The 24,468-nt window shown below is 60.5% G+C and carries 26 protein-coding genes and 3 pseudogenes; 21 read left to right on the forward strand and 8 right to left on the reverse strand.

Features of this window, described 5'->3' with window-relative positions:
- The 3 genes from FJ979_RS32765 to FJ979_RS30725 form a co-directional block, all read left to right on the forward strand.
- A partial coding sequence (locus tag FJ979_RS32765; protein ID WP_181172045.1) for a hypothetical protein occupies positions 1 to 192 on the forward strand: 192 nt, incomplete at its 5' end.
- Between the two features lie 1,327 nt (positions 193 to 1,519).
- Positions 1,520 to 1,759: a DUF768 domain-containing protein gene (locus FJ979_RS30720; protein WP_140584578.1), complete on the forward strand. Its 240-nt coding sequence runs from the start codon at positions 1,520 to 1,522 to the stop codon at positions 1,757 to 1,759.
- A 36-nt stretch (positions 1,760 to 1,795) separates the two neighbouring features.
- Positions 1,796 to 2,620, forward strand: coding sequence for a Ku protein (locus FJ979_RS30725; RefSeq protein WP_140562330.1), 825 nt, complete (start codon positions 1,796 to 1,798; stop codon positions 2,618 to 2,620).
- Positions 2,621 to 2,645: 25 nt separating this feature from the next.
- On the opposite strand, the gene FJ979_RS30730 is transcribed toward FJ979_RS30725, so the two are convergent.
- Entirely contained in the window at positions 2,646 to 3,680 is a 1,035-nt protein-coding gene (locus tag FJ979_RS30730; protein ID WP_181171903.1) for an alpha/beta hydrolase, read from the reverse strand.
- Positions 3,681 to 4,193: 513 nt separating this feature from the next.
- Between FJ979_RS30730 and FJ979_RS30735 the strand changes: the two genes are divergently transcribed.
- From FJ979_RS30735 to FJ979_RS30775, 9 genes are all read left to right on the forward strand, one after another.
- On the forward strand, positions 4,194 to 4,769 hold the full coding sequence (locus tag FJ979_RS30735) for a hypothetical protein (RefSeq protein WP_140584555.1): 576 nt from the start codon (positions 4,194 to 4,196) through the stop codon (positions 4,767 to 4,769).
- A 41-nt stretch (positions 4,770 to 4,810) separates the two neighbouring features.
- Complete coding sequence (locus tag FJ979_RS30740) at positions 4,811 to 5,206, forward strand: phage holin family protein (RefSeq protein ID WP_140562324.1); 396 nt, start codon at positions 4,811 to 4,813, stop codon at positions 5,204 to 5,206.
- Positions 5,203 to 6,120 carry a hypothetical protein gene (locus tag FJ979_RS30745; protein WP_140562322.1) on the forward strand — a complete coding sequence of 306 codons (918 nt, stop codon included), beginning with the start codon at positions 5,203 to 5,205 and terminating at the stop codon, positions 6,118 to 6,120. Before FJ979_RS30740 ends, FJ979_RS30745 begins: the two co-directional genes overlap by 4 nt.
- Before the next feature lie 54 nt (positions 6,121 to 6,174).
- Positions 6,175 to 6,519 carry a SemiSWEET transporter gene (locus FJ979_RS30750; RefSeq protein ID WP_224656178.1) on the forward strand — a complete coding sequence of 115 codons (345 nt, stop codon included), beginning with the start codon at positions 6,175 to 6,177 and terminating at the stop codon, positions 6,517 to 6,519.
- Between the two features lie 83 nt (positions 6,520 to 6,602).
- Positions 6,603 to 7,520 carry an NAD(P)/FAD-dependent oxidoreductase gene (locus FJ979_RS30755; RefSeq protein WP_224706175.1) on the forward strand — a complete coding sequence of 306 codons (918 nt, stop codon included), beginning with the start codon at positions 6,603 to 6,605 and terminating at the stop codon, positions 7,518 to 7,520.
- 285 nt (positions 7,521 to 7,805) lie between these two features.
- Positions 7,806 to 8,324, forward strand: coding sequence for a ferritin-like domain-containing protein (locus FJ979_RS30760; protein ID WP_140562320.1), 519 nt, complete (start codon positions 7,806 to 7,808; stop codon positions 8,322 to 8,324).
- 34 nt (positions 8,325 to 8,358) lie between these two features.
- Positions 8,359 to 8,697 (forward strand): hypothetical protein, encoded by a 339-nt coding sequence (locus tag FJ979_RS30765; RefSeq protein WP_140584556.1) that lies wholly within the window; start codon positions 8,359 to 8,361, stop codon positions 8,695 to 8,697.
- A gap of 2 nt (positions 8,698 to 8,699) precedes the next feature.
- A complete protein-coding gene (locus FJ979_RS30770; RefSeq protein ID WP_140584557.1) occupies positions 8,700 to 9,986 on the forward strand; it encodes an SDR family oxidoreductase in 1,287 nt (428 codons plus the stop codon).
- Positions 9,986 to 10,465 carry a DUF2269 family protein gene (locus tag FJ979_RS30775; protein ID WP_140584558.1) on the forward strand — a complete coding sequence of 160 codons (480 nt, stop codon included), beginning with the start codon at positions 9,986 to 9,988 and terminating at the stop codon, positions 10,463 to 10,465. Before FJ979_RS30770 ends, FJ979_RS30775 begins: the two co-directional genes overlap by 1 nt.
- Positions 10,466 to 10,625: 160 nt before the next feature.
- Here the strand turns inward: FJ979_RS30775 and FJ979_RS30780 are convergent, their stop codons facing one another.
- Positions 10,626 to 11,507, reverse strand: a complete 882-nt coding sequence (locus tag FJ979_RS30780) for a manganese catalase family protein (protein ID WP_140584559.1) — start codon at positions 11,505 to 11,507, stop codon at positions 10,626 to 10,628.
- 227 nt (positions 11,508 to 11,734) lie between these two features.
- A pseudogene (locus FJ979_RS30785) lies at positions 11,735 to 12,555 on the reverse strand (SIR2 family protein).
- A 397-nt stretch (positions 12,556 to 12,952) separates the two neighbouring features.
- Here FJ979_RS30785 and FJ979_RS30790 point away from each other — a divergent pair.
- Positions 12,953 to 14,128: a beta-glucosidase gene (locus FJ979_RS30790; protein WP_246678976.1), complete on the forward strand. Its 1,176-nt coding sequence runs from the start codon at positions 12,953 to 12,955 to the stop codon at positions 14,126 to 14,128.
- A gap of 73 nt (positions 14,129 to 14,201) precedes the next feature.
- On the opposite strand, the gene glf is transcribed toward FJ979_RS30790, so the two are convergent.
- Entirely contained in the window at positions 14,202 to 15,344 is a 1,143-nt protein-coding gene (gene glf / locus FJ979_RS30795) for a UDP-galactopyranose mutase (protein ID WP_140584560.1), read from the reverse strand.
- 2 nt (positions 15,345 to 15,346) lie between these two features.
- The gene (locus tag FJ979_RS30800) at positions 15,347 to 16,405 is read right to left on the reverse strand and encodes a glycosyltransferase family 1 protein (RefSeq protein ID WP_224706177.1); all 1,059 of its coding nucleotides are present in this window, start codon (positions 16,403 to 16,405) and stop codon (positions 15,347 to 15,349) included.
- A gap of 508 nt (positions 16,406 to 16,913) precedes the next feature.
- On the opposite strand from FJ979_RS30800, the gene FJ979_RS30805 reads away from it, so the two are divergent.
- Positions 16,914 to 17,837: a hypothetical protein gene (locus tag FJ979_RS30805; protein ID WP_140584562.1), complete on the forward strand. Its 924-nt coding sequence runs from the start codon at positions 16,914 to 16,916 to the stop codon at positions 17,835 to 17,837.
- A gap of 242 nt (positions 17,838 to 18,079) precedes the next feature.
- Here the strand turns inward: FJ979_RS30805 and nadE are convergent, their stop codons facing one another.
- Positions 18,080 to 18,919: an ammonia-dependent NAD(+) synthetase gene (gene nadE, locus FJ979_RS30810; protein ID WP_140584563.1), complete on the reverse strand. Its 840-nt coding sequence runs from the start codon at positions 18,917 to 18,919 to the stop codon at positions 18,080 to 18,082.
- Between the two features lie 155 nt (positions 18,920 to 19,074).
- Between nadE and FJ979_RS30815 the strand changes: the two are divergent.
- The 5 genes and pseudogenes from FJ979_RS30815 (at position 19,075) to FJ979_RS30830 (ending at position 22,122) form a co-directional block, all read left to right on the forward strand.
- Positions 19,075 to 19,592 (forward strand): annotated as a pseudogene (locus tag FJ979_RS30815) (DUF2243 domain-containing protein).
- 94 nt (positions 19,593 to 19,686) lie between these two features.
- Entirely contained in the window at positions 19,687 to 19,848 is a 162-nt protein-coding gene (locus FJ979_RS32770; protein ID WP_181167365.1) for a hypothetical protein, read from the forward strand.
- 367 nt (positions 19,849 to 20,215) lie between these two features.
- Complete coding sequence (locus tag FJ979_RS30820; RefSeq protein ID WP_181171902.1) at positions 20,216 to 20,455, forward strand: hypothetical protein; 240 nt, start codon at positions 20,216 to 20,218, stop codon at positions 20,453 to 20,455.
- Between the two features lie 275 nt (positions 20,456 to 20,730).
- Positions 20,731 to 20,913 (forward strand): hypothetical protein, encoded by a 183-nt coding sequence (locus tag FJ979_RS30825; RefSeq protein ID WP_140584564.1) that lies wholly within the window; start codon positions 20,731 to 20,733, stop codon positions 20,911 to 20,913.
- A gap of 309 nt (positions 20,914 to 21,222) precedes the next feature.
- Positions 21,223 to 22,122 (forward strand): DUF3991 and toprim domain-containing protein, encoded by a 900-nt coding sequence (locus tag FJ979_RS30830; protein WP_140584565.1) that lies wholly within the window; start codon positions 21,223 to 21,225, stop codon positions 22,120 to 22,122.
- Positions 22,123 to 22,236: 114 nt separating this feature from the next.
- Here the strand turns inward: FJ979_RS30830 and FJ979_RS30835 are convergent, their stop codons facing one another.
- A complete protein-coding gene (locus tag FJ979_RS30835; protein ID WP_140584566.1) occupies positions 22,237 to 22,485 on the reverse strand; it encodes a hypothetical protein in 249 nt (82 codons plus the stop codon).
- A 473-nt stretch (positions 22,486 to 22,958) separates the two neighbouring features.
- Between FJ979_RS30835 and FJ979_RS30840 the strand changes: the two are divergent.
- Both FJ979_RS30840 and FJ979_RS30845 read left to right on the forward strand, forming a co-directional pair.
- Positions 22,959 to 23,563 (forward strand): annotated as a pseudogene (locus FJ979_RS30840) (DUF1419 domain-containing protein).
- A gap of 9 nt (positions 23,564 to 23,572) precedes the next feature.
- A complete protein-coding gene (locus tag FJ979_RS30845; RefSeq protein ID WP_140584568.1) occupies positions 23,573 to 23,938 on the forward strand; it encodes a DUF3085 domain-containing protein in 366 nt (121 codons plus the stop codon).
- A gap of 26 nt (positions 23,939 to 23,964) precedes the next feature.
- Here FJ979_RS30845 and FJ979_RS30850 read toward each other — a convergent pair whose 3' ends face one another.
- Positions 23,965 to 24,462 carry an RES family NAD+ phosphorylase gene (locus FJ979_RS30850; RefSeq protein ID WP_140501385.1) on the reverse strand — a complete coding sequence of 166 codons (498 nt, stop codon included), beginning with the start codon at positions 24,460 to 24,462 and terminating at the stop codon, positions 23,965 to 23,967.
- Positions 24,463 to 24,468 lie beyond the last annotated feature (6 nt).

The raw sequence follows: 24,468 nt of genomic DNA on the forward strand, positions 1-24,468 counted from the left end.
GGCTTCCAGGCTCTTCCCGCCAGCAGCTTCACCATCGGTGGCGCCGAGCCCAACCGCAACGCCCTGCTCGTCGACGCCGGCGCCCAATACACCTCTCCCTCCGGCGTCTTCGCCGCAGCCACCTTCCAGGGCGAGTTCTCCGGCAACGTGAAGAGCTATTCCGGCAAGCTCAAGCTCGGCATCACCTGGTGAACGATGGTGTCCATGGCCCTACGAAGTTGCAGGCGGACAAACAATACCCGTGGCCATCGGGGCAGCCGAGATGCGGTCGATTTTGCCGGTCGGGTTGGACCGTCTGAGGGCAAAGAATCGGTTTTAAGATCCTCCAATTCGGGGGATTCCGGGAGCCGGGCAGATGGGTAGAAAAGTCGATGTCACGCGGACTCGCTTGACGGCTGCCCTGCTTGGGCAAACCTGTCTGTCGACGTCGGGAACACGCCTGACGCTGGCATCCTTCTAACAGCAGGCACGCTGTGGACAGCGTTTCCGGCAAGAGCCACCGACTGGATTGTCCAAGACGAGACGGATCTCAGGAGTGCTATCATCCACGCCCACGACGGCGACAGCATCACGTTCACCCATGGACAGCACCTTGCGTGCCAACCTGCCGATCATGCAGAAGGACGTGACCGTCATCGGCGGCAACCACACGCTCTCCGGCGACAACCAGCATTGTAGCGTATTCGTGCAGTCCGGCAACGTCGCGATCAACGATCTCACCATCGCCAATGCCAAGGCACTGGTCGGCAAGGGCGGCGACGGTGCGGTCGATGTCGGCCTCGACTGGGCGGTGGCGGCGGCGGTAGCGGTACAGCTGGGTCCGACGGTTTTGGCGGCGGCGGTAGCGGACTGGGCGGGACCGGTGGCTGCTGCAATGGCGGCGGCGTTGGCACAGTGGCTGCGCACGGTGGCTTCGCCGGCGGCAATAGCAACAGCAACGACCGCAATGTTGGTGGCGCATTGCGGTGCCGGCAGCATTGCTGGCCGTGGCGATCTGGCTTGGAGGCGGGAAGGAAGGGGAGGCCGGCTCTCTAGCTTGAGCGACTGGGGTGTGCACGTGTATTGCCGGGACAAGCGATATATCCATTGTGCCCCGGCAGTATTGAGGTTGCGAGGCAGAAGCGCTGCTCCACGGTGTTCCGTCGCTTCCTCGCCTCGACATCTATTTGGTGAGATACAACAGTCGCTGAACGACATCTGGAAGGTAAAAACCGACGGCCTGTCGCTTTCGCGCCTGGTGCGGGTGCGTGCGGCAAGTCTCGGCCTGGTTGCCGCACTGGGTTTCGTGCTGATGGTATCGCTGGCGGCAAGCGCAGCGATCACTGCGCTAAGCGAAGTCATCAATCACCACCTGCCGTTCGACGAACTGGTGCTCAGCACGGTCAACACGGTTGTCTCTTTCTTGCTAATTGGGCTGCTTCTTCGCAGCGATCTACAAGCTCTCCCGATACTCAGGGTCGGTGCTCCGGTTCGTCAATATAAAGCGGAACCTATTAAAGGCTCAAAGCTTGTTGGGGGCATGAGCACCCGGGGCATGAACTTCCTCCGCCAATGGCTGTCGAACAACGTTCCGGAGACGGCGAAGGCGGATGTAATCGTCATCAACGAACTGATCCATAAGCTGATCGCGGACGCAAAAGCGCTTGGCATCAAGCGCGACGAGATTGATGAGGAGGTCGGCCGCCTCGATTGCACGATCCGTGATGCGATCGTGCGCGTCGATGCTGATCAGGCGGGCGGAACGGAACGATCTGGCTGACGTTTGTGCCAAGGATCGGCGCGACAGGAGGACTGCATGGCGGCCCCACGAGCAGTTTGGAAAGGGTTTCTGAAAGTCGGGTCCGTGTCGTGCGGAGTGAAGCTTGTGGGTGCAACCAGTGAGGCATCGAAAATCCACTTCAAGATTTTGAATCGGAAAGATGGATTGCCCGTCAAGGCTGCCTATGTTGACGAAGAGACGGGCGATGTCGTCGATAGCGAAAACCAAGTCAAAGGCTACGAGGCAGACGCGGGCGATTTCATCAAGGTCGAACCGGACGAGATCAAAAAGCTCAAGATGACGTCTGAGCACACGCTTGAGGTCGACGAGTTTGTCGCCATCAAGGATATCGAGACGCGCTACCTGGAAAAGCCCTATTACCTGATCCCTGCCGACGGCGCCTCCACCGAGGCCTTCTCAGTGCTGCGCGAAGCGATGGCCAAGAAGGGTGTGGCGGCGCGGTCCTGCGTGGTGCTGTACCAACGCGGGCGCGAAGTCGTGATACAGCCATATGGCAAGGGAATGCTGCTTACCGAGTTGCGGACCCATGACGAAATGATCTCGGAAGAGACCGTATTCAAAGACCTGAAAAGCCACGAATACGATCAGGAACTGCTCGAAATCGCAGGCCTGCTGATCGACAAAAAAGTGACCAAGTTTGATCCGTCGAAATTTGAAGACACCTACGAGGATGCGCTCATCGCGTTGATCGACGCAAAACGCAAGGGCAAGCAGCCGCCCAAACCGGTGCCCCCGCCGAAGGAGAACGTTATCGATCTGGCGTCGGTTCTTCGCAAGAGTCTCGCCAAGGAAGGCATCAAGGACCGTCCCAAAAGCAAAGCCGGGCGAAAATCGGCATAGTCGCGCCATCTGAACGCCGCGCTGTTTAGATTGGCCGGTCGGGCTCGAGGCTTCCGCTCGAGTCAGGAGCAGAGTGTGAAGCTTTTTCAGGTGACGGCGATCCGGCAGCCGCGATGCTGTCCACCATCTCCAGCACAAGATGCGGCGCTGCATGATGAACCATGTGACCCGCACCTGCAACGATGCGTATCATCGAGCCCGGTAAGGCCCTGTGCCGGCGTTGCGAATGATAGCTGGTGTCGAGCAGGCTGTCGGCTTCGCCGGCCATGATACCTATCGTCGCGTTTGTCCTCCCTGCGGTCTTGGGGGCTAATGCGGCAACGGGGATCAGCAGACCAGACTCCGCCGCGGTCGTTCGCAGGTGAGACGGTGCAGTGACCAGACCTCGCAAGGCCTCGGAAAACTCTGGCGGGACAAGTTGCGGCCTGAACAGGCGGCGCATCAACACGGGCCAGATCAGCCTGACGACGGGCGGCAGGACGGTGTGGCAGATAATGGTTCCCACGATCGGCAGTGCCGGCAGGGCGGCAAGCAGGGCATCGAACCTGGGGGAAGGGAAATGATAGCCGGAGAGGAGAACCGCGCCACCAATCTCGTCCGGATACCGGGCCGCCCACTGGAGGGAGACCGATGCCCCCCAGGAATGGCCAAGAACGATAGGATTGTCTGCCCCGATCCTCTGCGTGGCGCTCCGGAGCAGATCCGCTTGGGCCGCGGCGGTCCACAGACGATCGCGCGGTCGTGTACTGCCGCCAAATCCTGGACGGTCGAAGACAATGACGCGATAACGCTTGGCTGCCTTGTCTACCAGGCCGCTGGTTTGAAAATCCTCAGCGGCGGAACCGTTCCCGTGCAGGAGAACCAGGTCCCTGCCGCTTCCAGCCTCGACATATCGAAGGCGGACACCGTCGACCTCTATGGTCCTTCCTTTCGCGCGGACGGAAAGCGCTTGCTTGGTCGCTGCTCGATTGTTCAACGCTAGCAAGGCCACCGCCGCAACCAGGCCGCCGACCCAGACGCGTGATGATCGTTTCAGTGAGAATTGAAACCGGAAAGACAAGCTGCCGTGCTCCTTGCATAGGTTGAGGCGACTGGCGAATCCGCTGGGACGTCGCACCCCAAAGGCTCACCATTTTTCGCCATCCGAACCGAGACGCCACACGGTTGTTCCGGGCCCCTGATCGCCTGACCTTCGAACGAGGCTACGGGCTTACCTCGGCCCAGGGCTCTTCGAGATTGTGCCCGCGGAAGGTCAAATGACAGCCGGAGGAGGCGTTAGTCTTGCCAGCCGTTTCCACAGACTGGATAGCCAAAGAGCGCCGGTGACGAGTAACCCTTAGGCTCCAAACCTGGCGACGTGCTCGCGTTCAACTCGCACGATCAACCCTCGCAGGGGGTCTGTAAATCTAAGGGAGCTAAAAAAGTTTTGGCTAATGGAACATCGCGCGGTTCAGCGTGTTTGCTTTCGACGAAAATGGAGAAATCAGGCCGTGAACAGCGTCATTTATCTGATAGGCCTCGTTGTAGTCGTGCTGGCAATTCTCTCCTTCCTCGGTTTTCACTAGGAGCCATTATGCAACGCGAAGGCGATCCAGGACGTCCAGCATCCGATTTCGATACGGCAAAGAGCGAGCTCTCCGACCGGCTCCAGGAAGAAACCCAAAATGCCACCCGGTTAATTCACGACGCCAGTGACGAAGTCGTAAGCAAAGCTGGCGAGTACACGTCTGAAGCGCAGGAGGCGTTGTTAGGGAAGGCGCAGGAAACGCAGCGCGACATGAGCGCGAGCTTAGCTGCTTTTGGGGGCGCGCTGCGGGCGGCAAGTGAGCATCTGGCCAACAGCGATCAAGCCACCGTTTCGAAGGTCGTGCTTACTGCCGCTGGCGGGCTGGAGCGCCTCTCGTCCTCGTTGCGCGACAAACCAGTCGAACAAGTGTTAGGCGAGGTCAGGTCATTCGGGCGCGAAAACTCTGGAGTGCTTATCGCCGGCTCGGTTCTCGCCGGTTTGGCTCTGGGACGCTTCATCAAAAGCTCGCCACCCGCTGATTCGAGCGAAGCGGACGGTCGGCTGAAAAGCAGTAGCGCCCCAAAGACTGTGAGGCGCCCGAAGACCACAGGCAGCTCTCCACGGGACGACCTCACGTCATAACGAATGCAGCCACTTTCTTGGCCGAGCACGGAGCATGACCGATGAACAACGATCAGGACGGCCGCAGTCTCGCGAGCCTTGTGAGCGACCTCACACAGCAAGTGACGACCCTGCTACAGACCGAAACAAGGCTTCTGCGGGCCGAAATATCCGAAAACGTCAGCAAAGCCGGGCACGGCGCGGTCGAAGTCGTAGGCGGTGCCGTGTGCTTGCTGGCATCGCTGGTGGTACTGCTCCAAGCCCTCGTGATCGCTTTGGCGAAGGCAGGGCTTGGGGCAGGGTGGGCCTCGCTGCTCGTCGGTGTCGTCGTGGCGATCCTGGGGGTGATTCTCCTTCGCACGGGAATGGCCGGCATTGCGCCTTCCGGATTGGCTCCTGACCGCACACAAGAACAACTCAAGAGCGATGCGCGTGTGATCAAAGGACAAATGAGATGAGCGAGAAATCGGCAGCCGAACTCGAACGCGAAGCCGAGATTGCCCGCGCAGCGGTCGTCGATACCGCCGAATCCATCCGCAGCAAAATGACACCCGGTCAGTTGATCGACGAGTTCACCGGGTTGTTTGCTGGCGGCGCAGGGACCGCCGCCCTCAGCAGATTCCAGACCCAAGTCAGCGACAACCCTTTGGCCCTGATGCTGGTTGGAACCGGCCTGGCTTGGCTGATGCTTGGCAGCGGTGCTTCGGCGGGTGGCTCTCCTGCAACCCAGGCTGTCAACAATCAGGCCGACACGGATGGGGGGACGTTCGGGGTCAGCGATGTGACGGGGGCTGCGGAAGGGCTGAGTTCCGGACAAGAGATCCCCAATGGTGGACCATCGGCGGTCGCAGAGATGCTCTCGGATGCCGGCGGTACCGTTGGCGCGAATGCGAGCAATGCAAGCGAAGCGGTGGCAACTGCGGCTGGCGAGACCAAGGATAAGGTTGTAAACACCGTGGGGCAGCTTGGCTCCAGTGCGGGTGATATGGTTGTGCAGGCGAGTCGAACCGCGCAGGAACTATTTGAGCGCGAACCACTGGCACTTGCCGTCCTCGGCCTGGCGGCGGGTACGGCTATAGGCGTGCTTCTGCCTCGCACAGCCATGGAAGACGAGCAACTCGGCGGCTATCGCGACAAACTACTTGGCAGCGCCAACAGTGCTTTAGAGGACAGCGTGGAGCAAGCGAAAGAGATCGCTGCCGAAGCTTACGAGACAGTCAAGAGCGAGGCGGACCGGCAGGGCTCGAGCGGCACCGCCGACACGTTAGCCGGTAAGGTCGGTGAGGTCGTCAAGGCCACCGCAAAAACTACCGAAAAGGCTGTTCGAGATCGACTTCCCGAATCGGATCAGTCCTCCACGGCCAAGCCCTAAAGCCATCTGCAGGGTGCCAGGGCAGCGGTCAAATTGAACTTAGAGACACCCGTCGTGAACAAAACCGCGCGCCGACGGTTTGATTGCATGGAAACTGAGACACTGGTCGGCTATCTCGCGGCACTATGTTCGATGGTGAGCTTTACGCCGCAAGCCTGGAAGATCATAAAGACGCGAGACACGGGCAGTATCTCCGCGCCTATGTATGCGATTACGGCAGCAGGGTTCGCCCTCTGGCTCATCTTCGGGTCCATGAAAGGCGAGTGGCCGATCATCATCACAAACGCCGCCTGTCTCGTTCTCTCGGCATTCATTCTTCTGATGACGCTCCTTCCTCGCGCGAAGAAGGACGCGGTCGCGGACGTGCTGGATCCCGCTGCCTCAAGGACTGAGCGATGATCTTCGTTTGGTTGCGTTCTGAGGTTTACGAGGCGCTCAGCGGTGGCAGCCAGGAATGACGCGCTCATGTCGGGAGTTCTCTTGTGGTTTCAGACGATGAAATCCGTCCTGGCGAATCATACGACTGCCTGGTCATCGGCGGCGGACCGGCCGGCCTGACCGCCGCGACCTACCTGGGGCGTTTTCGGCGCCGGATCGTCCTTGTGGATGCCGGCCAAAGCCGCGCAAAGTGGATACCGGTAACCCACAACTGTCCCGGGTTTCCTGACGGTATTGCCGGTGTTGAGCTGCTTGATCGTCTGCGGCAGCAGGCACTGCTGAGCGGAGTCGATCTCGTGGACGATACGATCCACGACATTAAGCGGGGTGGGACCGATTTCATCGCCACGGCATCGGTTCCCATTCGGGCTCGCGCGGTGCTCATGGCCACCGGTATTGTCGATACGCTTCCAGACACGCCCGACGCCGCCGATATGATCAAGGCCGGCACGTTGCGGCTGTGTCCGATCTGTGACGCCTACGAGGTCATCGACGGACGGGTTGCGGTGATGGGCCCGGCAGATCACGCAATGAAGAAGGCGTTGTTTATGCGAAGCTACACAAGTGACGTCACCATGTTGGTGGAGACGACAACTCGACTCGACCCCGCCGCCGACGCCTTGCTCAAAAAGGCTGGAATCAAGGTGCACGCGTGCCTCCCGGGCTCGATCCGCTCTGCCGGCCATCAGGCGACCATCAGGCTCGTTGCCGGAAACACGCTGTCTTTCGATACCATCTATCCCGCATTGGGCTGCACGATGCGATCGAAGCTGGCCACCAACCTCGGCGCGGAATGTGACGAAATCGGCAATCTTGTCGTGGATTCGCGCCAGCGAACCGCAATTGCGGGCCTCTACGCCGCAGGCGATGTGGTTGACGAAATCAACCAGGTCGCGGTCGCCTTCGGACACGCGGCGATCGCCGCAACCGATATGCACAGCTATCTTGCGCAAAACGAGTGAACAGGTCCGCCCTCGTTCAGTCGTACAGGATGGCGCGTGGCGCAGCCCTCGCGGGGATATTCGTCGCTTCCCCGGCATCCTGGTGCCCCATTGGCGCCGTAAGAGCCTCAATGCGGCATTGGCGAGACAACACCAATTGTGTGCGCATTCAGGCACTGCCGTCGATGCCGCTTATTCGCAACCGACGGGGTGCCGGCGTCTGCTGGGGAAAAACGGCGGAACAAACAAGGAGCCGCCTCGTTTGAACGGGGTGCCGCCCGGCGCGCTTTCAAGCAGGAGATGAGGATGGCAACCAAGAAAGCTTCGCAGACAAAGGGACTTGAGGATCTCTTCCACGACGGCTTGAAGGATATCTACTACGCTGAGCGCAAAATCCTTTCCGCCTTGAAGAAGATGGCGAAGGGAGCTGAATCCGAAAAGGTGATTGCTGCCTTTGAGAAGCATCGCGATGAGACGGAAGGCCAGATCGAGCGTCTGCAGCAGGTGTTCGAGATCCTCGGCAAGCGGGCACAGGGAAAGACCTGCCCGGCAATCGACGGCATCATAAAAGAAGGGCAGGAGATCCTGGAGGATTTTCAACAGGCTCCAGCCCTGGATGCCGGGCTCGTGGCCGCCGCGCAAGCCGTCGAGCATTATGAGATCGCCCGTTATGGAACGCTGATCACCTGGGCCGGTTTGCTTGGGCTGAAAAACGCCGTTCCGCTGCTTGAACAGTCGCTCAAGGAGGAGAAGGCGACCGATGAAGCACTGACGCAACTCGGGGAGGCCGGTGTGAACGAGAGAGCGATGCAAAAGGCGGCCTAGATAGCCGCACTGGATCACGCCGAGGAGGTCCGTCATGGATGTCCGGCAATTGATGGCGCTTGACCAAGCAGCGGCCGCGCCTATGTCCGCGGAACCGGCGTCGAGCAAAAGACAGCTCCTGTTCGAACGTCGCACCAAAGCTGTTGAGATCGATGAGATCGACCCAGGCGACGGCCGGGTGATCAACCATGATGGCGAGCAACTCGCTATCAGCGAGGCGGCAGACGGTTCGATTGCCGGCTGCATCGACGGTTGGAACCCGGTCGACCGGACATGGTACTGGTCCTGCCACAAATGGGCCTTCGACGAACAAGACGTGCTTCCGGCAAACAGGCCGCCGGAGGCTCGAGCGCCGGTGCTGGCCGGGCTCTAGGGATGAAGATCCTTGTCACCGGCGCTACAGGTTTGATAGGCGCCTCACTATGCGCGCGCCTGGAGGCGGAGGGACACGAAGTACGGCGCGTGCTCCGCCGCTCCCGACCTGCCGGCTCTTCGAAAAGTTCGGACGTCATTTTGGACATGACGGAGGCGGTCCGACCGGAGGACTGGAGTTCCCCTCTTTCAGGCGTCGATGCCGTCGTCAACTGCGCCGGCGTTCTGCAGGACAACGCGCGGGAAAAGGTTCAGGAGGTCCATGCCATCGCCGCTTCCGCTCTCTTCAGGGCCTGCGAACGGGCCGGCATCAAGACGGTCATCCACTTCTCGGCGATCGGTGTCGACCGCGATCAGCCGTCCGCCTTCTCCGCCAGCAAGCTGGCCGGCGACAAGGCATTGATGGCGCTCGATGTCGGCTGGGTGATCCTGCGTCCCTCGGTGGTGCTGGGGCGCGGCGTCTTTGGCGCAAGCGCATTGTTGCGTGGGCTGGCCGCGCTGCCATTGTTGCTGGCCATGCCCAATACCGGCCGCCTGCAAGTCGTTCAGCTCGATGACATTGTCTCCACCGTTCTTTTCTTCCTCCAGCCCGCGAGTCCTACTCGCTTGACGCTGGAACTTGCGGGGCCGGAGGCACTCACCATGACAGAGCTCATCAGTCGTTACCGCCAGTGGTTCGGATGGAAAAAGGCAACCGTATTCACCGTGCCTGGCTGGGCGGCGAGAGGCCTCTATCGTCTGGGCGATCTGGCTGGATGGCTCGGCTGGCGACCGCCGATCCGCAGCAATGCGCAAAAAGAAATCACGCGAGGCGCTGTCGGTGATCCGCAGCCTTGGATCGCGACGACAGGCATTCACCCGGCAAGCCTCGCATCAGCATTGGCGGCAGATCCGGCAACGGTCCAGGAGCGATGGTTTGCCGGGCTCTATTTCATCAAGCCGGCGATCTTCGTTGTGCTGCCATTCTTCTGGATCATGACCGGCATCATCTCGCTCACGACAGGCTGGCGTAATGGCGTCGAACTGCTGATCGGCACTGCGGTGGCGCCCCACGCCGAGGCCGCGGTCGTGGCCGGTGCAATCGCCGACGCGGCTGTCGGCGCGCTAATTGCCTTCCGGCCGACAAGCCGCCCGGGTCTTTGGGGTGCGATCGCGATCTCGCTGTTCTATGCCATCGCCGGCACCATCCTGCGTCCGGATCTCTGGAACGAGCCACTCGGCCCGCTGATGAAGATCCTGCCGATCCTCGCTTTGCACTTCGTTGCGCTGGCGATCCTGGAGGAGCGCTGATGCTTTATTTCGTGGTCAAATATCTGCACGTCATCGGCGCAGCCGTGCTGCTTGGGACAGGGGCGGGGATCGCCTTCTTCATGCTCCTCGCCCACCGGACCGGCAATGCCGCAACGATCGCGGCAGTTGCCCGCATCGTGGTTGTCGCTGATTTCCTCTTTACCGCGACTGCCGTCGTCGCGCAGCCGATCACCGGGGTAGCCCTTGCCTGGCAGGCTGGCTATTCACTGAGGGAGGGATGGATCGTGCTGTCGATTGTGCTTTATGTCGTGACCGGCCTGTTCTGGCTGCCGGTTGTTTGGATGCAGGTGGAGATGCGCAATCTGGCGGCGCGCGCCGCCACATCTGGCGACCCGCCGCCGGAGCGATACAACAAGCTGTTTCGGTTGTGGTTTGTCTTCGGCTTCCCAGCCTTCGCCGCCGTGCTCGCCATCTTCTGGCTCATGATCACGCGTCCCCTCATCGATTTGTTCGATTGACGGTGACGATGGTTTCGCTGGCCGAGTGATGGGCAGCAGGTGAGTTCCGCCAACACGGCTTCTTCACCCTGAGCAGAGGCGCGACGCCATAGAGTGCTTTCCCCCGGGATTGGCGGCACGGGAGAAAGCGTTGGCGTCAGCCCTGAGCTGAAAGGTGTCACTAGGCGCGAGCGCCGTTGCCGTCTGACCCCCTGGCGCGACTGGAGCCCTGGGTAGAACCGATCTGTTCGCTCTGTGCTCCGCTGTCCGCGCGGGGGGAGCCAAGCATGGGTTCCTCACCCATCGGCTGGCCCGGGACGGTCGTGAACTCTCCGTTGCCATCAATGGATTTGCCGCTCGACCAACGGCCCTCGGGCGGCGGCACGCCGTCGACGAAACAGTTGACGAATGCATAGCTGACGTCGCGAAGTTCCTGTTCCTGGGGGAAGGAATTGGGAACCGGCAGTGAAGCCGCGAGCCCGCCCATGTCCTCGATGGCTGCTAACCATTGCTGCTGGTGCATCGTGTCGCGGGCGATCAGGAACGACAGCATCTCCTTCATGCCGGGATCGTCGGTCATATTGTAGAGGCGTGTGGCAAGCACTCTGCCACTGCTTTCCGCCGTGACATTGGCGATCATGTCGGCGGCGAGATTGCCGCTGGCGTAGACGTGTGAAGCATTGAAGGGCACGCCGTTTGAATTTTCCGGCAATGCCGCGAGTCCGGTGGAAAGGATGTGGCGGAAGTTCATGCCGTTCAACACGGAGCCGCCGATCGTATCGGCTGAAATGTCTTCTTGCAAAGACAGCGGCGCCCCTTCCAGATTCAACGCCACGGCCGTCGCGAGCATCTCGATGTGGGCGAGTTCCTCAGTGGCGGTGTTCAGCAGCAGGTCCCGATACTTGCTTGGGCCGCGCGCGCCCCAGGCCTGGAAGAAGTACTGCAGCGCAACTCGTATCTCGCCTTCGACGCCACCGATCGCCTGCTGCAAAGCACGAGCAAAGATCGGGCTGGGCGTTTCCACGCGCACAGGGAATTGCAATTTCTTGTCGGTGTAAAACATCTCATATTATCTCCGTTGATCTCGCCCAACCGACCGCAGAACCAGATGTTCCTTCTGTTCGACAGTATTTATCCTGACCATGTCGAGTTGGACGCGCGTGCGCGAAACGTGTGCAATCCGCTTCGGCAGGGCGCGGTTGTTTGGCGCAAGACCAAGATGAAGCGATCCGCGGGGTGATCGCCTTCACCCCGCCCTCAAGGCGGCCCTGGTGCCCGGTTCGTCCCCCCTCATGGACCCCTCATGGCGTCAAGCAGCTTGGAAAGAAACGCTGCTAACGCTTGTTCAGGCTGAGCCGCCTCTTCGCTCAACATTTCGATGCCCCATCGACCCAGCACCGCCTCCTGGACGACGCTCGGGCTAGGCATGAATACGAACGATCTGGGGCGGTCGGTCTCATAGCCGGACAGCCTCCAGGTCTGCCACAGGCGGTGCAAAAGCAGGCGGATGTTCATATCCGACTGCTGTAGCCGATGAAAAGGATCGTCCGCCCCAATGCATCCGCGCGGAATTTCACATCCAGGGGTGAATCGAAGGACAGCCGGTCGAAATAGTCGGTCTCGGCCAGAATGAGGGAGGAGTCGTCGTCGAAGTCGCCGTGGTATTTGACGATCTGGGTGATACCGTTGCTGGCTTTGGCGATGTCTTTTGCGTTTGCGACCTTCACGTAGTCGCGGCTATGGACCTCGAAGGCGACCTCAAGGTTGCGATCGTAGTTGGTCGTGTAGATGATCGGGAAGTCCAGTGCCACGATCAGGCGGTGGATCTCCGAACGTCTCACTTTCTCACGCGAGACACTCCAGTTCCGATCCATCCAGCTTCGCAGCGGTCCGATGGTGCCCCGCTTCAACCGGTAGAACTCCGCCAGGGTCTGGTAGCTGACGTCCGACGGCGCGATGATGCCGTGATCGATGCCCAGGTCCTCGACCAGATGATCAATGAGCTTACGCCAGGAGGGCAGGCCGACACTCATTGACACGCCAGCCCCAACGAACAGGATCGCGCGCCGCTCCCTGACGGAACGCGCGAGCTCCTCGATGGGGGAAAGCATGGACAAACCTCTGACCGATAATCATCCCAACTACCGGGACGGTCGCCGGTTCCATTCTCGTGCAGGCGGTGACCCGCCGTGGGGTTTGCGACGCGCCGGGGAACAATCATCCGCATGGGGTTCGTAACGGGCGCAGCCGGAACAAAGCATTGTGCTCGCGGTTTAGCTCCGGCGCCGATCGCCAGCGGAGAAATGCATCAATGACAATCAAGGAGCCGGCACACTCGGGTAGGCTAGCCTGGCCGCACACAGCCAAGCGCGGCATGGACGAGCAGGACAGAAGCCAAGCAGAGGCTCGCGCCAGTCGGCATCCTGAAGCCGATCCTGTCGACGAATCGCGTAGCACCGTGAACTGTAACGAGCTACGGGCAAATCGCCAGACCCGCGAGAGAGCATGATGGCCAGGCCGGCCCCCACCGAACGATCCGGCCCGGTCCAGGATGTGGTAGACGGTGGTCAACACCGAGCGGTCGGCCGAACCTTCGAAAGCTTCTTCATGGCCGGCTTTGAATGTTCCTCCCACAGGCGGAACGACGGTGTCCGGCTCGATCTTGTTCGCGCTACCTCGCACAACATCCATGCCTTGGCGGACTACCGGAGCTGTGCCGAGCTCGGGCTTCGAACGATCCGAGACGGGTTGCGCTGGCACCTGATCGAAACGGCGCCGGGCATCTATGACTGGTCGAGTTGGGCGGCCATGATCGAAGCGGCTCGTGCCGTTGGCGTGCAGGTGATCTGGGATGTTTTTCATTACGGGTCGCCCGATCACATCGATCAGGGATCGCAGGAATTCATCGACGCCTACGCCGCTTTTGCCGCGGAGGCCGTGCGGTTCCATCGCTCCTTCACGGGCACCTCTCCGCTGCTTTGTCCAATCAACGAAATCTCGTTCTTTGCCTGGGCCGTCGAAGTCGGCTACTTCCCGCGTGTCGGCCCAAAGAAGCGCGGATGGTTCAAACGGCATCTCGTTAAGGCAGCGGTCGCGGGCATCCGTGCAATGCGACAGGCCGACCCCGACTGTCGATTCGTCTGGGCTGAGCCGCTGATCCATATCGCGCCTCGCGACGGCAGCCGAGCGGAACAGCAACGCGCGCAGAACGCCCGGCGAGGTCAGTTCGAGGCGTATGAGATGCTGATGGGACAGGTCGAGCCTGAACTGGGCGGCAGCCAAGATCTTGTCGACGTGATTGGCCTGAACTTTTATCCTCACAACCAATGGTATCTAAACGGTCCGACCATTCCCATGGGCCACCATGAATATCAGGCGCTGTCCGAGATGTTGCTCGAGGTCGCTCACAGGTTCCGCAAGCCGATGTTCATTGCTGAAACCGGGTCCGAAGGATCCGCCGGGCCAGCATGGCTGCATTATGTCTGCGATGAGGTCCGCGCCGCGATGAAGCTGGGCGTCCCCATCCAAGGCATTTGCATTTATCCCGTGACAGCCTATCCGGGGTGGGACAATTCCCGCCACGCCGAAGTCGGCTTGTTTTCTACCGTGCACGCGGATGGTTCGCGCAGCATCCGGCAGCCAGTTGCGGACGAGCTGGCGCGCCAGCGCCTTCTGTTCGCGTAAGCCCGGCCATCACGCGTGCAGCATGGGCCTGTCGGGTAGAACGGCATCGCGTTCGGCTTCGTCCGGCAAATGGTTACGGCGCGAGCACAGCAAATGTCGGCGCCTCCAACGAAGCCGAGGCCGGCAGGGTCTTCTGTATCCTCGCGAATGTGGCCAAGGCCTGACCCACCACTTGATCCATGTTGTAATAACGGTAGGTCGCTAGCCGTCCAACGAACCAGACGTTTGGGCAGGCGTCCGCCATTGCCTCGTAGCGTTTGTACAGCTCCTCGTTTTCGGCTCTCGGAACAGGATAATAGGGATCGCCTATATCGGTCGGGTATTCGTAGGTGAGGCTGGTTTTCGGATGCCGTTGGCCTGTCAGATGCTTATACTCCGTGACGCGGGTGTAGTTTTCCGTCTGCGGATAGTTCACCACCGCCACTGGCTGGAATTGTTCGCAATCCACTGTCATATGGTCGAACCGCAAGGAACGGTAAGGCAGACGGCCGAGCCTCCAATCAAAATATTCATCAATCGGCCCAGTATAGATCAGCTGCCGAAAGCCGATCTTGTCGCGTATCTCGCCATAGTCGGTCTGCAGCATCACCTTGATTTCAGGCCTGTCCAGCATCCGCTCGAACATCCGCGTATAGCCGCCGGCGGGCATGTTCTGGAACGTATCGCCAAAATAGCGGTCGTCGCGGGTCGTGCGGGTCGGCACCCGTGCCGTTACGGATTTACTCAGTTGGGACGGATCCACGCCCCATTGTTTGCGAGTATAGCCGCGAAAGAATTTTTCGTAGAGTTCCCTGCCCACGGTGCTGACCACCACGTCTTCGGCGGTTCGGACCTCCTCCACCGTTTCTCGTCGCGAAGCGAAAAATTCTTCCAGTTGCTCGGAGGTGAGATCAAGTCCGTAGAGACGATTGATCGTGTCGAGATTGATCGGAATGGGCAGCAGTTTGCCGTCTACCGAAGAGAGGACGCGATGTTCGTAGGGCCGCCACGCCGTGAACTGCGACAGATAGTCGACGATGGATTGCGCGTTGGTGTGGAAGATGTGGGGACCATAGCGATGGATCAGGAGTCCCGCTTCGTCGTAGCAGTCATAGGCGTTGCCGCCGACATGATTTCTGCGGTCTATGAGCAGGACACTTTCGCGGCGTTGCGATGCAATGCGCTCGGCAAGCACGCTGCCGGCAAAGCCGGCTCCGACGATCAGCCAGTCGAACATTGTCAGGCTCTCCTGCGCAGCGGAACGACAGTTTTCATCGCCTGGACACCCTGGATGTGTGAGGCCATGGCATCCCAAGTACGTTCCCACGACTTGTCGGCGAGGTAGGCATCAACTTCCCTCACCTGCAGGTCTTTGGGGCGGGCCAGCATGCAGCGAAGCTTGATCGCAATATCGTCGGCGTCGACGATCTCGACGAGACCCGCCGCACTGTAGGTGCGAACGACATCGACGATGGCGGTGGAGATCACCGGCAGTCCGGCCGCAAGAAACTCGGGGGTCTTGGTTGGGCTGATGTATCGCGTTGCCTCATTGAGTGCGAATGGCATCCATCCGCCTGCCCAATGACGGAGATAGCTCGGCAGGTCGGCATAGTTCTTGGGACCGAGCCAATGCAAATTGCCTGCCCGTGGCAGGATCGCCGAATCGATCTTGACCACCGGCCCCAGCATGACGAACTGGATGTCGGGCATTGCCGCAGCCGTCTGGCCCACAAGGGCGATGTCGAGCCGTTCATCTATCACGCCGAAATAGCCGACCCTTGGATGGGGAATGCCTGCCTGGTCGGCCGGTTCGTCGCCACCCCCTCTCGCCCTGCTGAAATGAGCAGCATCGATGCTGCTTGGGAACGGAAAGATCGAACGATGCTGACTGCGCTTTGCCTCATAAAGGCTTTGCCCGCCCGTGAAGACCAGATCGGCACGGCCGAACAGCTCCCTTTCCAGCTGTGCCAGTTCCGCGGGCGCGTTCCGGAAGGCGGACAACTCGTCCATGCAATCGTAGATGCACACATTGCAGCGAAGATGGCTGCTGAAGCGCAGCGCCATTGGCGTGTAATACCAGGCAATCAGCCGGTCATGAGGAACCGGCGCGACGAGTTCATTGACGAAACTTCGCTGGATCGCATCCACCTTTGTCGCTGATGTTCCAATGGGGACGACCGGCGTGACAACCCTGATTGCCGGAGCTACGTCGTTCATGCGCATGAAGGGACCGCGGACATCTTCGAAGGCTGGTTCTTCGAAGTAAATTACCTGTTGCTGCCGGGCGGCGAGGGTCATGAGGTGCTGTGGCCTTTGAAATACAAAGTTCCATCGGAGATGTGAAAAGCAGATAAGTACTGAATTATACGCCTGGGAAGTGCTTTTTTTTGTTTTTGAAAGCGCGATGTCCATATATTTTCCCTTTTAATACGAGTTATAACCGCGAAAATTAACGTAGGTTAATTTTTCACGTTGCCATCTGATGCCCATCAGTTCTATCTAACTTGCGATTCAGTAAGTTGTTCCAACGGGATTAATTGACCCGCGTAGGTCGATCGCCGGCCCCGACGATCAGAGGCAGGGTCGCCCGACTGCTTCGCAGGAGGTGTCGGAATGCGGCATGAGATCCGCTGGAATTGGGACTACGGCGGCGCCCTAACGTGGCGCTTTGCCACTTATCCAGCTGTTGAAGGCCAGCGGGAAAATCAACACGTGTTAGCCGACGCTGCTAGAATACGAACGCCTCGAATCAGTTTGTTTGGACCTGGGTGTCGGAAGCTGAGAGAGGCGGTCGAGGTTTGTGGACATGAAGATCAATTTCGAATCGCACGTCTTTCCGTTGTTTCACCCACAGCAGGTGGACGACCTGAAAGACCCTTGTCCCGTATTCGACGGGACGCTTTGGCACATGTTCGGATCGAGCGGCACCGTCACGAGCGAGGAATGGAAGATACTGCACGCCACAGCGCCGGATCCGCGTGGCCCCTGGACCGAGCATGAACCGATCGCCTTGCCGATCACCGGCTCGGGTGTGGCGGCGCCCGGTGTCATCCACGAAGGCGGGGTTTTCCACATGTTCATCCAGACCGAATTCATGAAGTCGGGTGGGCGGTGCGAGCATGCGGTGTCTAATGATGGTTTCCACTGGGTTGTTTTGACGTCGGCGATATTATCCCTGCCGGACACCGATGAAGATGGCATCTACGATCCCCATCCGGCGGTCATCGGCGGCAAGCGCTACATCGTCTACTCGGGAATGCCGAAATTCAGCAGGGTCCCGCAACCCGACGTCTATCTCGCACGCAGCCAGTCCGACTCCTGGTTCGGACCATGGAAGCGCGCTGGCAAGATCCTGGACCACCTGGACGTTCCGCATCACAACGCACGCGAGCATCCCGACTATGAATGGGGCATCGAAGGCGCTCAACTGGTCGAGTTGCCGGATGGACGCGTGCTGCTCAATGCAACCTGCTTCCTGCCCGAGGGGCCGCGCGGCAGCCGCCAGCGTGTATTCTTCGCAATTGCCGATCGCGTCGAAGGACCTTACGTGTCCGTCGGCCCAGTGCTGGATCCGGGCGAGCCGGGAGAGAACGGGCACTCGACTGTGATGATAGAGGGCCGGCAACTGACGCTGTTCTATCAGAGCCGGCGCGAGGCAACGAATCACAGGTGGCGCTATGGGCTGGCCACGTGCGACCTGGATCAGCAGATTTTTTCAAACGTCGCTTAACCCAGCGCGCCCGGAAAGGCGCCATCACCGCGACGGACAACCGTCCCTACGCAGTGCTCGTTTCGATCGAGAGTCGCCCTCGGGGCCGACCGCCGATGCACTGCGCGCGATAGGACGGCTCAACTTATTCGCTGAATCCAAGTGAGCCCGAGGGCGGGATTCGGCACCTGACGCTGTCGGATCGGACGTGGAAGATCTGGCGGCGGTCGCAGCAATAGTGAGCATCCATCCCGAGAGTCCGGCTACTGTCGTGATGGACCGGACGAGGCGACGGGCGCCACTGGAAGCGCGCGCTTGTGTGCGGTGCCGGCGTGCGCTTGAAATATGCGCGTGCGCGCGGCTTCGTCGATCTCTCGACCTTCAAGGAAGTCATCGATTTGATCGTAAGTTACGCCATAGGCATCTTCGTCCGGGCGAAGCGGAATTAGGTTCTCCAGGTCGGCAGTCGGAACCTTGGCAACTAATTGAGGCGGAGCGCCCAGATGCGCCGCCAAGGCGCGAACCCTACGCTTGTTCAACCCGGAAAGAGGAAGGATGTCGGCAGCACCGTCGCCGAACTTGGTGAAGAAACCCATCAGTGCTTCGGCCGCATGATCGGTACCGATGACCAGCCCTCGGGTGGCGCCGGCAAGCGCAAACTGGGCAATCATCCGCTCACGAGCCTTGATGTTGCCAAGCAAAGTGTCCTCTCGGCCGGCATCGCCGAGTTCGGTGCCCGCAAGCTTGATCGAATCCAGCATCGCGTCGGCGGCGGGCTTGATGTCGACCCGGCGCACTTCGTCTGCTTGTATTGTATCCAGTGCCCGCTGCGCGTCGCTCTCGTCGGCCTGTAAGCCGTATGGAAGCCGAACGGCCAGGAATCTGGCCTCATATCCTGCCGTTCGCAGTTCCTCCACCGCCCGTTGCGCAAGAAGAGCGGCGGCAAGCGAATCCACGCCACCGCTTACGCCCAGAACGTAGGTGTTGAGATTCGAGGCACGCAGATAGGTGCCGAGAAAGTCGGTGCGTCGGCGCGCTTCAAGCGCGACGTCAAAACTGGACGAGACTCCCAATGCTTCGATAATCAGTTGTTGGTCGGTCATGCGCAGTTGCCTCCTGACATCATAGCGTTCTGTCCAGTCGCCATACCACAAGGCCGGTGGCAGTCACCGTCTCGGTCTGCCAGCTGAAGCGGTTCTCGAAAAGATCCGATGACGACGCGCCGGTAGCGCAAAAACGGTGATGTACGGGCTCGACGTTGGGTCCCCTTAGGAGAAAAAGGAACAGCGACGAAGAGCCTCACAGGTTCCCGACCTCGCCCGGGATCCTGCTCGGGCTTGGCTCAGGCTGGTTCTTCGAGGGAATCGTTCTGCATCAGTTGCTCCAGTGGCATCATATGGCGACTAGCCGGCTATCCCGCCGGCAGTCTTGAGAACCTTCGGTTCAACACGTCCCTCGATGGCTGGTTCCACGCCGGCACATACGTGTTCGTCGCACTAGGTCTCATTGTGCTATGGCGTGCGACGCGCCAACCTCATCTCGGGTGGTCAGGAAAGTTGCTACTTGCAACGATGCTCATGGGCTTTGGCATATTCAACCTGGTCGAGGGAGTGGACGATCACCAGCTTCTCGGCACACACCATGTCAACGAAACCGTCCCGCGGTCCCAGTGGGTCTACTGGGAGATCGGGTTGTTTGATTTGGGGTGCGCTGATGCTGCTCGGCGGGTGGGCCTTGTCAAACGGCAAGCGGAAATCCCGGCTGTGGCAGCTATGAAGCGTTGGACTCTAGCGCTTATTTCAGTTTGCCTTGGAACCGGATTGTAGCAGCGATGTTATAGACCTCTCGAGAACGCGGGGAAACATCGCACATGCTGACTGCCATTCGATCCTTCTTTGGCCGCAACACCCGGAGGAGGAACGCGGAAGAGCAGACCGATCGAGAACTGCCCATCAGGAAGGAACTCGACACCCTTGAGGCTATCCGCTTGACCGACATGGCCGGATTGGGCTCCTGGTCGCTCCACCGCTAGCCATACCTCTGATATGCCGCTACCATCAGATCGCCCCGAGCGTGCGTGCCGAGCATGTTGAGCCGGCAGCATCAGACCGCGGCACCGGCGGCTTCCAGCGGTTAGCGCCTGCCGTCCGAAGCATGCTCACGGAGGCCGCATCCAGCGATTGAGAGTGTTCGACGGAGTGGCTGGCGTCCATTGCGAAGCCCGAGGCCTTGATGACATAGATCACGCCGGCTTCAGCACCCCCTTGCCAGTTCGACTGCGGCTGACGGGTGATTGCATCCGAAGTCAAGTGTACCGATGCGACGCCGGAAGCGCGCCATCTTGCACGGCTCGCAAGCGATAGCCGTTCGGCCACCGGGAAGATGCGACGGGAGTCTAGATGTTTGGAGTACACGGGCTCCTGCTCCAAGAGCGCGGTGCCCGGGCTCAAGCGGCCAGCCCCGACGACTTAGAGGGCTTGCTTGCACTTTCCCCCGGAGTGCTGGTTGTTACCCATGAAGCCTTGGATCCCAAGGCTATCGGAACCATTGGGGTTTTCCTTCAGGCCCAGCCGAAATTGGTCATCCGCCTGCTGTTTGGTGATGCCGGTGGAAGGCATGGCGCAGTGACGTTGAACTGAAGGCGAACGGGCTCGGTATGAACGGCTCTCGGGCGAGCACGTGAAGGAGTGTGAGACGGGGGACAGGGCGGCCGCCATTGAGGAGGTGCAATCCCGCTCTCATGTCCGGCTTTCCTGGTTCAGGTCCTGGCCTTCCACAATCAACCCGCAAGGGGTTCGCTACGCAAGCGTGCGACCTCTGCGGCTGCGCCTTCAAGGTGACCGCGGCCATGCCCTGAACACGTCGGGCGCCTGTCGAGCGGGGATGGACCCCGCCCAAAGACGGGAGCCAAACGATGTCGCACAATTTCACCCTTGCTCAGCACCATGCCTTCAATCTCGCGCAGACCTTGATGGTCCCGGTCACGCTCTTCCAAGTCGATGGCGAGTTCGGCGTCATGGTGTCGAGCGAATATGACGGTGACGAGGGCACGGTGGTCCACGAATACGATCCCTACGAGTACCGCCCGGCTCACTAAGCGGGGATCGTTGCCTGCCACTTGCGCCCGACAGGGCGCAAGTGAGGCTTCGCCGCGGACACGCCCCGGCAATGACGACGAGGTCAACGGCCTCTACCTGTACGACCCCCCGGGTAGTAAGCCGGTTCACTGAACCGGCTTTCGTCCGGCGTGTCGCTTACGAGCGGCAGGCCGCAAGGGAAGCTGCGCCGCAGCCGGAGCCGCGCCCTTGCGGCCTTTGCTCTTCGCGCCGGTCGCTAAGGTGTTCCGCAAAGTGTGCGGAGAAGATAACTGGATGAAAGGTCGGCCGAAGGCGGCCGGGAGAACAGAATGGAAAAGGCGGATATCGAAGAACTGCGTAGCCGGGTGGGGTGTGATGCCGTGCTGGAGACGGGCGGTTTTGCGATCGACTTGAAGGAAAGCACGCGCCAGGCGATGAAGTACCGCCGCGCCGATGACATCATTATCGTCATCCACAATGGCAAAGGCTGGTTTGACCCGCTCTCCGACGCCAAGGGCGATGTCTATTCGCTGGTTCAGCATCTGGGCGGCTGCGATTTTCTGGAAGCCTTTGTCAAGGTGGCATCCCTGGTCGGCTTCGAGCCCCGCGAGCCGGAATGGAAACGACAATCGCCTGAAACGGAACCTGATCGATCCATACCGGATCGTTGGGCGGCTCGGCGCAAGCCATGGCGCGGATCGGCGACCTGGCGATATCTGCGCGACCAGCGGCACATTCCTGAAGAGGTCATCAGCGCAGCCATCGCCCAGAACCTTCTGCGGGAAGGGCCGTGCGGGAGCATGTGGGCCGCTCATCAGGGCGCCGACGGCGCGGTTACCGGCTGGGAGGAGCGTGGTCCCGAGTGGCGCGGCTTTGCCACCGGCGGCAGCAAGGTCTTGTTCCGTTTCGGGTTCAAACCTGCCACTCGCATCTGCGTGACCGAAGCGGCCGTCGACGCCATGAGCCTTGCGGCGATCGAGAAGATCCGGCGCGATACGCTTTATGTCAGCACCGGCGGCGGCTGGTCGCCGGCCACCGATGGCGCCATTCGCCTGTTAGGGGAACGGCCCGACGCGCGCCTCGTCGCGGCCACCGATGCGAACACGCAGGGTGAGGCGTTCGTGTCGCGGCTGCGTGAGCTTGCCGGTGAACTCTCCTGCGACTTCGAACGTCTGAGGCCGCTCGCCGAGGACTGGAATGCGATGTTGAAGGAGGCGGCAACCGCTTGACCGGGCAGAAAGCGAGCTCCCGCACTTATGGTGCGAGATCGAGGATCGCGAGCCCGACCTTTGTCGTCATCTCAATCTGCAACGGCGCGCCAAGCCGCGACTCGGCCTCCAGCTTTAGCGCTTCGACACCGACCCCTGAGCCTCTGGAGTGTAGATTTCAAGGACAATCCCGCCTGTACGTTCGTCTGCATAAGTTACCTGCAGGCCAGCGAATTTGCCCCGAAACCATTCCAGATCGTCGCTGTGAAGCTTGTGGAGCTCTTCCCTCGTACGCAGCAGGTCTGAGAGGAACTCGATGGTCAGCGACTCTCCGCACACCATGATTCTGTCGACAGGCTCGTCGCCTGTCAGCCGCAGGACCAATCTGCGTTCGTCTCCTCCGTCTGCCAGGATAGCCCGCCCAGCCGAGAGGCGTTGGTCTCTCGTAACTGGCGCACGAGTGCGTCCGCCGTACTGCACTCGCAACAGTTTTGCTGTCTCCGGTGTGTCGGCATCGAGAACTGTTGTTGAGCAATCCAAGACTGGATCCACCGGTGCGGCGCTTCGGCTTCCGTGGCCGTGGGTGCGCCCGTAGCGACAAGGACGAAGGCTAAGACGAGCGTGCGGTTCATCGCCGGAGCCCGGCCATGCGGCCAAAGAGGGGAAGAAAATAAATGGACCCGGCTGCCGCATGCCCGCCTGCCGCGTCAAGTGTGAAGCTTCGCCCGGCTTTGCCGGCACTTGACCCGCCCGGACGGAGAGGCGGCCGCTGGGGAGGGGTCAGGAAGGGCTGAAGATGATGGTGATCCCCGAGGATGCGCCGCGCTCCAGTCCGACGAGGCTGAAGGAGCCCGCCAATGAACCCCTTTTCTCCGATCCGTAAAGTCTACCAGGGTATCGCCGACCCCGGCAGATGTTCCGCATGTTCGATCGCCATGCCCAGCGCTCCAATCGGTTCGAGGATGCCAACGGCAGCCTTTATAGCGGCGAGTGGTTCGAGCTTGCCCAGCCCGAGCATGCCTACATGTTCAACATCCCGCCGCCGCTCTTCATCAAGGGCGAGATGTTCGCCATGCGCGAATTCCTGACAGGCAGCATCACCAGCGTCTTTTTCACGTTAAAAGTCGACGACCGCATGCGGTTCTTCCACGCCTATTGCGACCTTGCCGACAAGGGTTCGCCCGCAAACATGCGAGCGGCGATCGTGGAGCGGGAGAGCCGGCCCGTCCGTGCAATGACACGCGAAGAGCGGATCGAGCATATCTGGAGCGCGAGCCACGATGAATATCGCGGCTATGCCGATTGGCGTTTTCCGCACGCACAGCGCGGCTGGCGGACGGTCCTGTTCTTCGGTCCCGACCGAAGCCGCGACGTAAAGCTGCTTAACGACCTCACCGACGCGGAGATCGCGGCCAAGCTGCCGGTCCATCTCCGCCACCTTCCTTTTGCCGTTGCAGCGTGAGGGGCGGCGATGTTCACGTTTCCGATTGTTGTCGTTCGCAAGGTCATCGATCGAGGTAAGGCGGATGCCGCAATCAACGGCGGAGTCCGCAATCCGTACTATGGCATGAAGCCGAGCGAGGGCGAGATTCCTGGGCTCTGGCTCGTTGGAGACCAGGGCGTCTACATCATGTCAAATGGAAAACTTCCCGATGGCGAGCGCCCGCTCGTCGTCTACTCCGAGGAGTGCCATCCGGTCGGAAATCCGGACTGGTTTCACTACAAGCATCGCCATTTCGGGGGCGATGACAGCATCGAATTCATCAGTGCCGAGCAGTTGCTCCCGATGTGCTGGCCGGTCACGCCTCGCGGCGTGGCCGGCCTTTCTTTTTGTTAACCATAACGGGCTGTCCTCGATCGCCGCTATCGCGACAGGCGGTTTTCATCGTCGATCAGGGTGAGACGGCAGGGCGCCACATCGCTCCATGTCCAGAGGACGAGATTAAGGTCGTCGTCCGTCGCTCCGGGGGCGAAGCTTCTGACGAGCAATCCATGATAGCCAGCCGCGACAAGTCTTCGTGCGAAGGCTTGCGTCTTCGCCTCTCCGGTTCCTTTCATCTGATCGCGCCAGGTCGTACCGGCGAGCCCCGCCGCATCCATCCCCTCCGCACGCAGGCGCTCATGGTCGCGGCTGTCAAAAACCGCCTCGATATCCGCATCATAAGACACGAGTGTCGTCGGCTGCAAACTGCCGGCCTGATTGGCTTCGCGCAACGCCGTCATGACCGACAAGGACATATAGAGCGCTGGCGTTCCCTTCCGGTTGAAACGGCCACCGTAAAGCTCCGCGCCATGGCCAGACATCGGCTCGCGTGCATAGATCGGATTCAGCGCCCGATAGAGTTCCCCCTTGAAATGCATCGACCG

It is taken from the genome of Mesorhizobium sp. B1-1-6 (assembly GCF_006443035.1).
In the GTDB taxonomy this organism is placed as follows: Bacteria; Pseudomonadota; Alphaproteobacteria; order Rhizobiales; family Rhizobiaceae; genus Mesorhizobium.

Coding starts and splice junctions, on each gene's coding strand:
- FJ979_RS30805 (WP_140584562.1), top strand. CDS start 16,914: ATGAAGATCAATTTCGAATCGCACGTCTTTCCGTTGTTTCACCCACAG.
- FJ979_RS30780 (WP_140584559.1), bottom strand. CDS start 11,507: ATGTTTTACACCGACAAGAAATTGCAATTCCCTGTGCGCGTGGAAACG.
- FJ979_RS30845 (WP_140584568.1), top strand. CDS start 23,573: ATGTTCACGTTTCCGATTGTTGTCGTTCGCAAGGTCATCGATCGAGGT.
- nadE (WP_140584563.1), bottom strand. CDS start 18,919: ATGACCGACCAACAACTGATTATCGAAGCATTGGGAGTCTCGTCCAGT.
- FJ979_RS30850 (WP_140501385.1), bottom strand. CDS start 24,462: ATGCATTTCAAGGGGGAACTCTATCGGGCGCTGAATCCGATCTATGCA.
- FJ979_RS30830 (WP_140584565.1), top strand. CDS start 21,223: ATGGAAAAGGCGGATATCGAAGAACTGCGTAGCCGGGTGGGGTGTGAT.
- FJ979_RS30735 (WP_140584555.1), top strand. CDS start 4,194: ATGCAACGCGAAGGCGATCCAGGACGTCCAGCATCCGATTTCGATACG.
- FJ979_RS30740 (WP_140562324.1), top strand. CDS start 4,811: ATGAACAACGATCAGGACGGCCGCAGTCTCGCGAGCCTTGTGAGCGAC.
- FJ979_RS30725 (WP_140562330.1), top strand. CDS start 1,796: ATGGCGGCCCCACGAGCAGTTTGGAAAGGGTTTCTGAAAGTCGGGTCC.
- FJ979_RS30765 (WP_140584556.1), top strand. CDS start 8,359: ATGGATGTCCGGCAATTGATGGCGCTTGACCAAGCAGCGGCCGCGCCT.
- FJ979_RS30775 (WP_140584558.1), top strand. CDS start 9,986: ATGCTTTATTTCGTGGTCAAATATCTGCACGTCATCGGCGCAGCCGTG.
- FJ979_RS32770 (WP_181167365.1), top strand. CDS start 19,687: ATGCTGACTGCCATTCGATCCTTCTTTGGCCGCAACACCCGGAGGAGG.
- FJ979_RS30825 (WP_140584564.1), top strand. CDS start 20,731: ATGTCGCACAATTTCACCCTTGCTCAGCACCATGCCTTCAATCTCGCG.
- FJ979_RS30720 (WP_140584578.1), top strand. CDS start 1,520: ATGAGCACCCGGGGCATGAACTTCCTCCGCCAATGGCTGTCGAACAAC.
- FJ979_RS30745 (WP_140562322.1), top strand. CDS start 5,203: ATGAGCGAGAAATCGGCAGCCGAACTCGAACGCGAAGCCGAGATTGCC.
- FJ979_RS30820 (WP_181171902.1), top strand. CDS start 20,216: ATGTTTGGAGTACACGGGCTCCTGCTCCAAGAGCGCGGTGCCCGGGCT.
- FJ979_RS30770 (WP_140584557.1), top strand. CDS start 8,700: ATGAAGATCCTTGTCACCGGCGCTACAGGTTTGATAGGCGCCTCACTA.
- FJ979_RS30790 (WP_246678976.1), top strand. CDS start 12,953: ATGGCCAGGCCGGCCCCCACCGAACGATCCGGCCCGGTCCAGGATGTG.
- FJ979_RS30760 (WP_140562320.1), top strand. CDS start 7,806: ATGGCAACCAAGAAAGCTTCGCAGACAAAGGGACTTGAGGATCTCTTC.
- glf (WP_140584560.1), bottom strand. CDS start 15,344: ATGTTCGACTGGCTGATCGTCGGAGCCGGCTTTGCCGGCAGCGTGCTT.
- FJ979_RS30800 (WP_224706177.1), bottom strand. CDS start 16,405: ATGACCCTCGCCGCCCGGCAGCAACAGGTAATTTACTTCGAAGAACCA.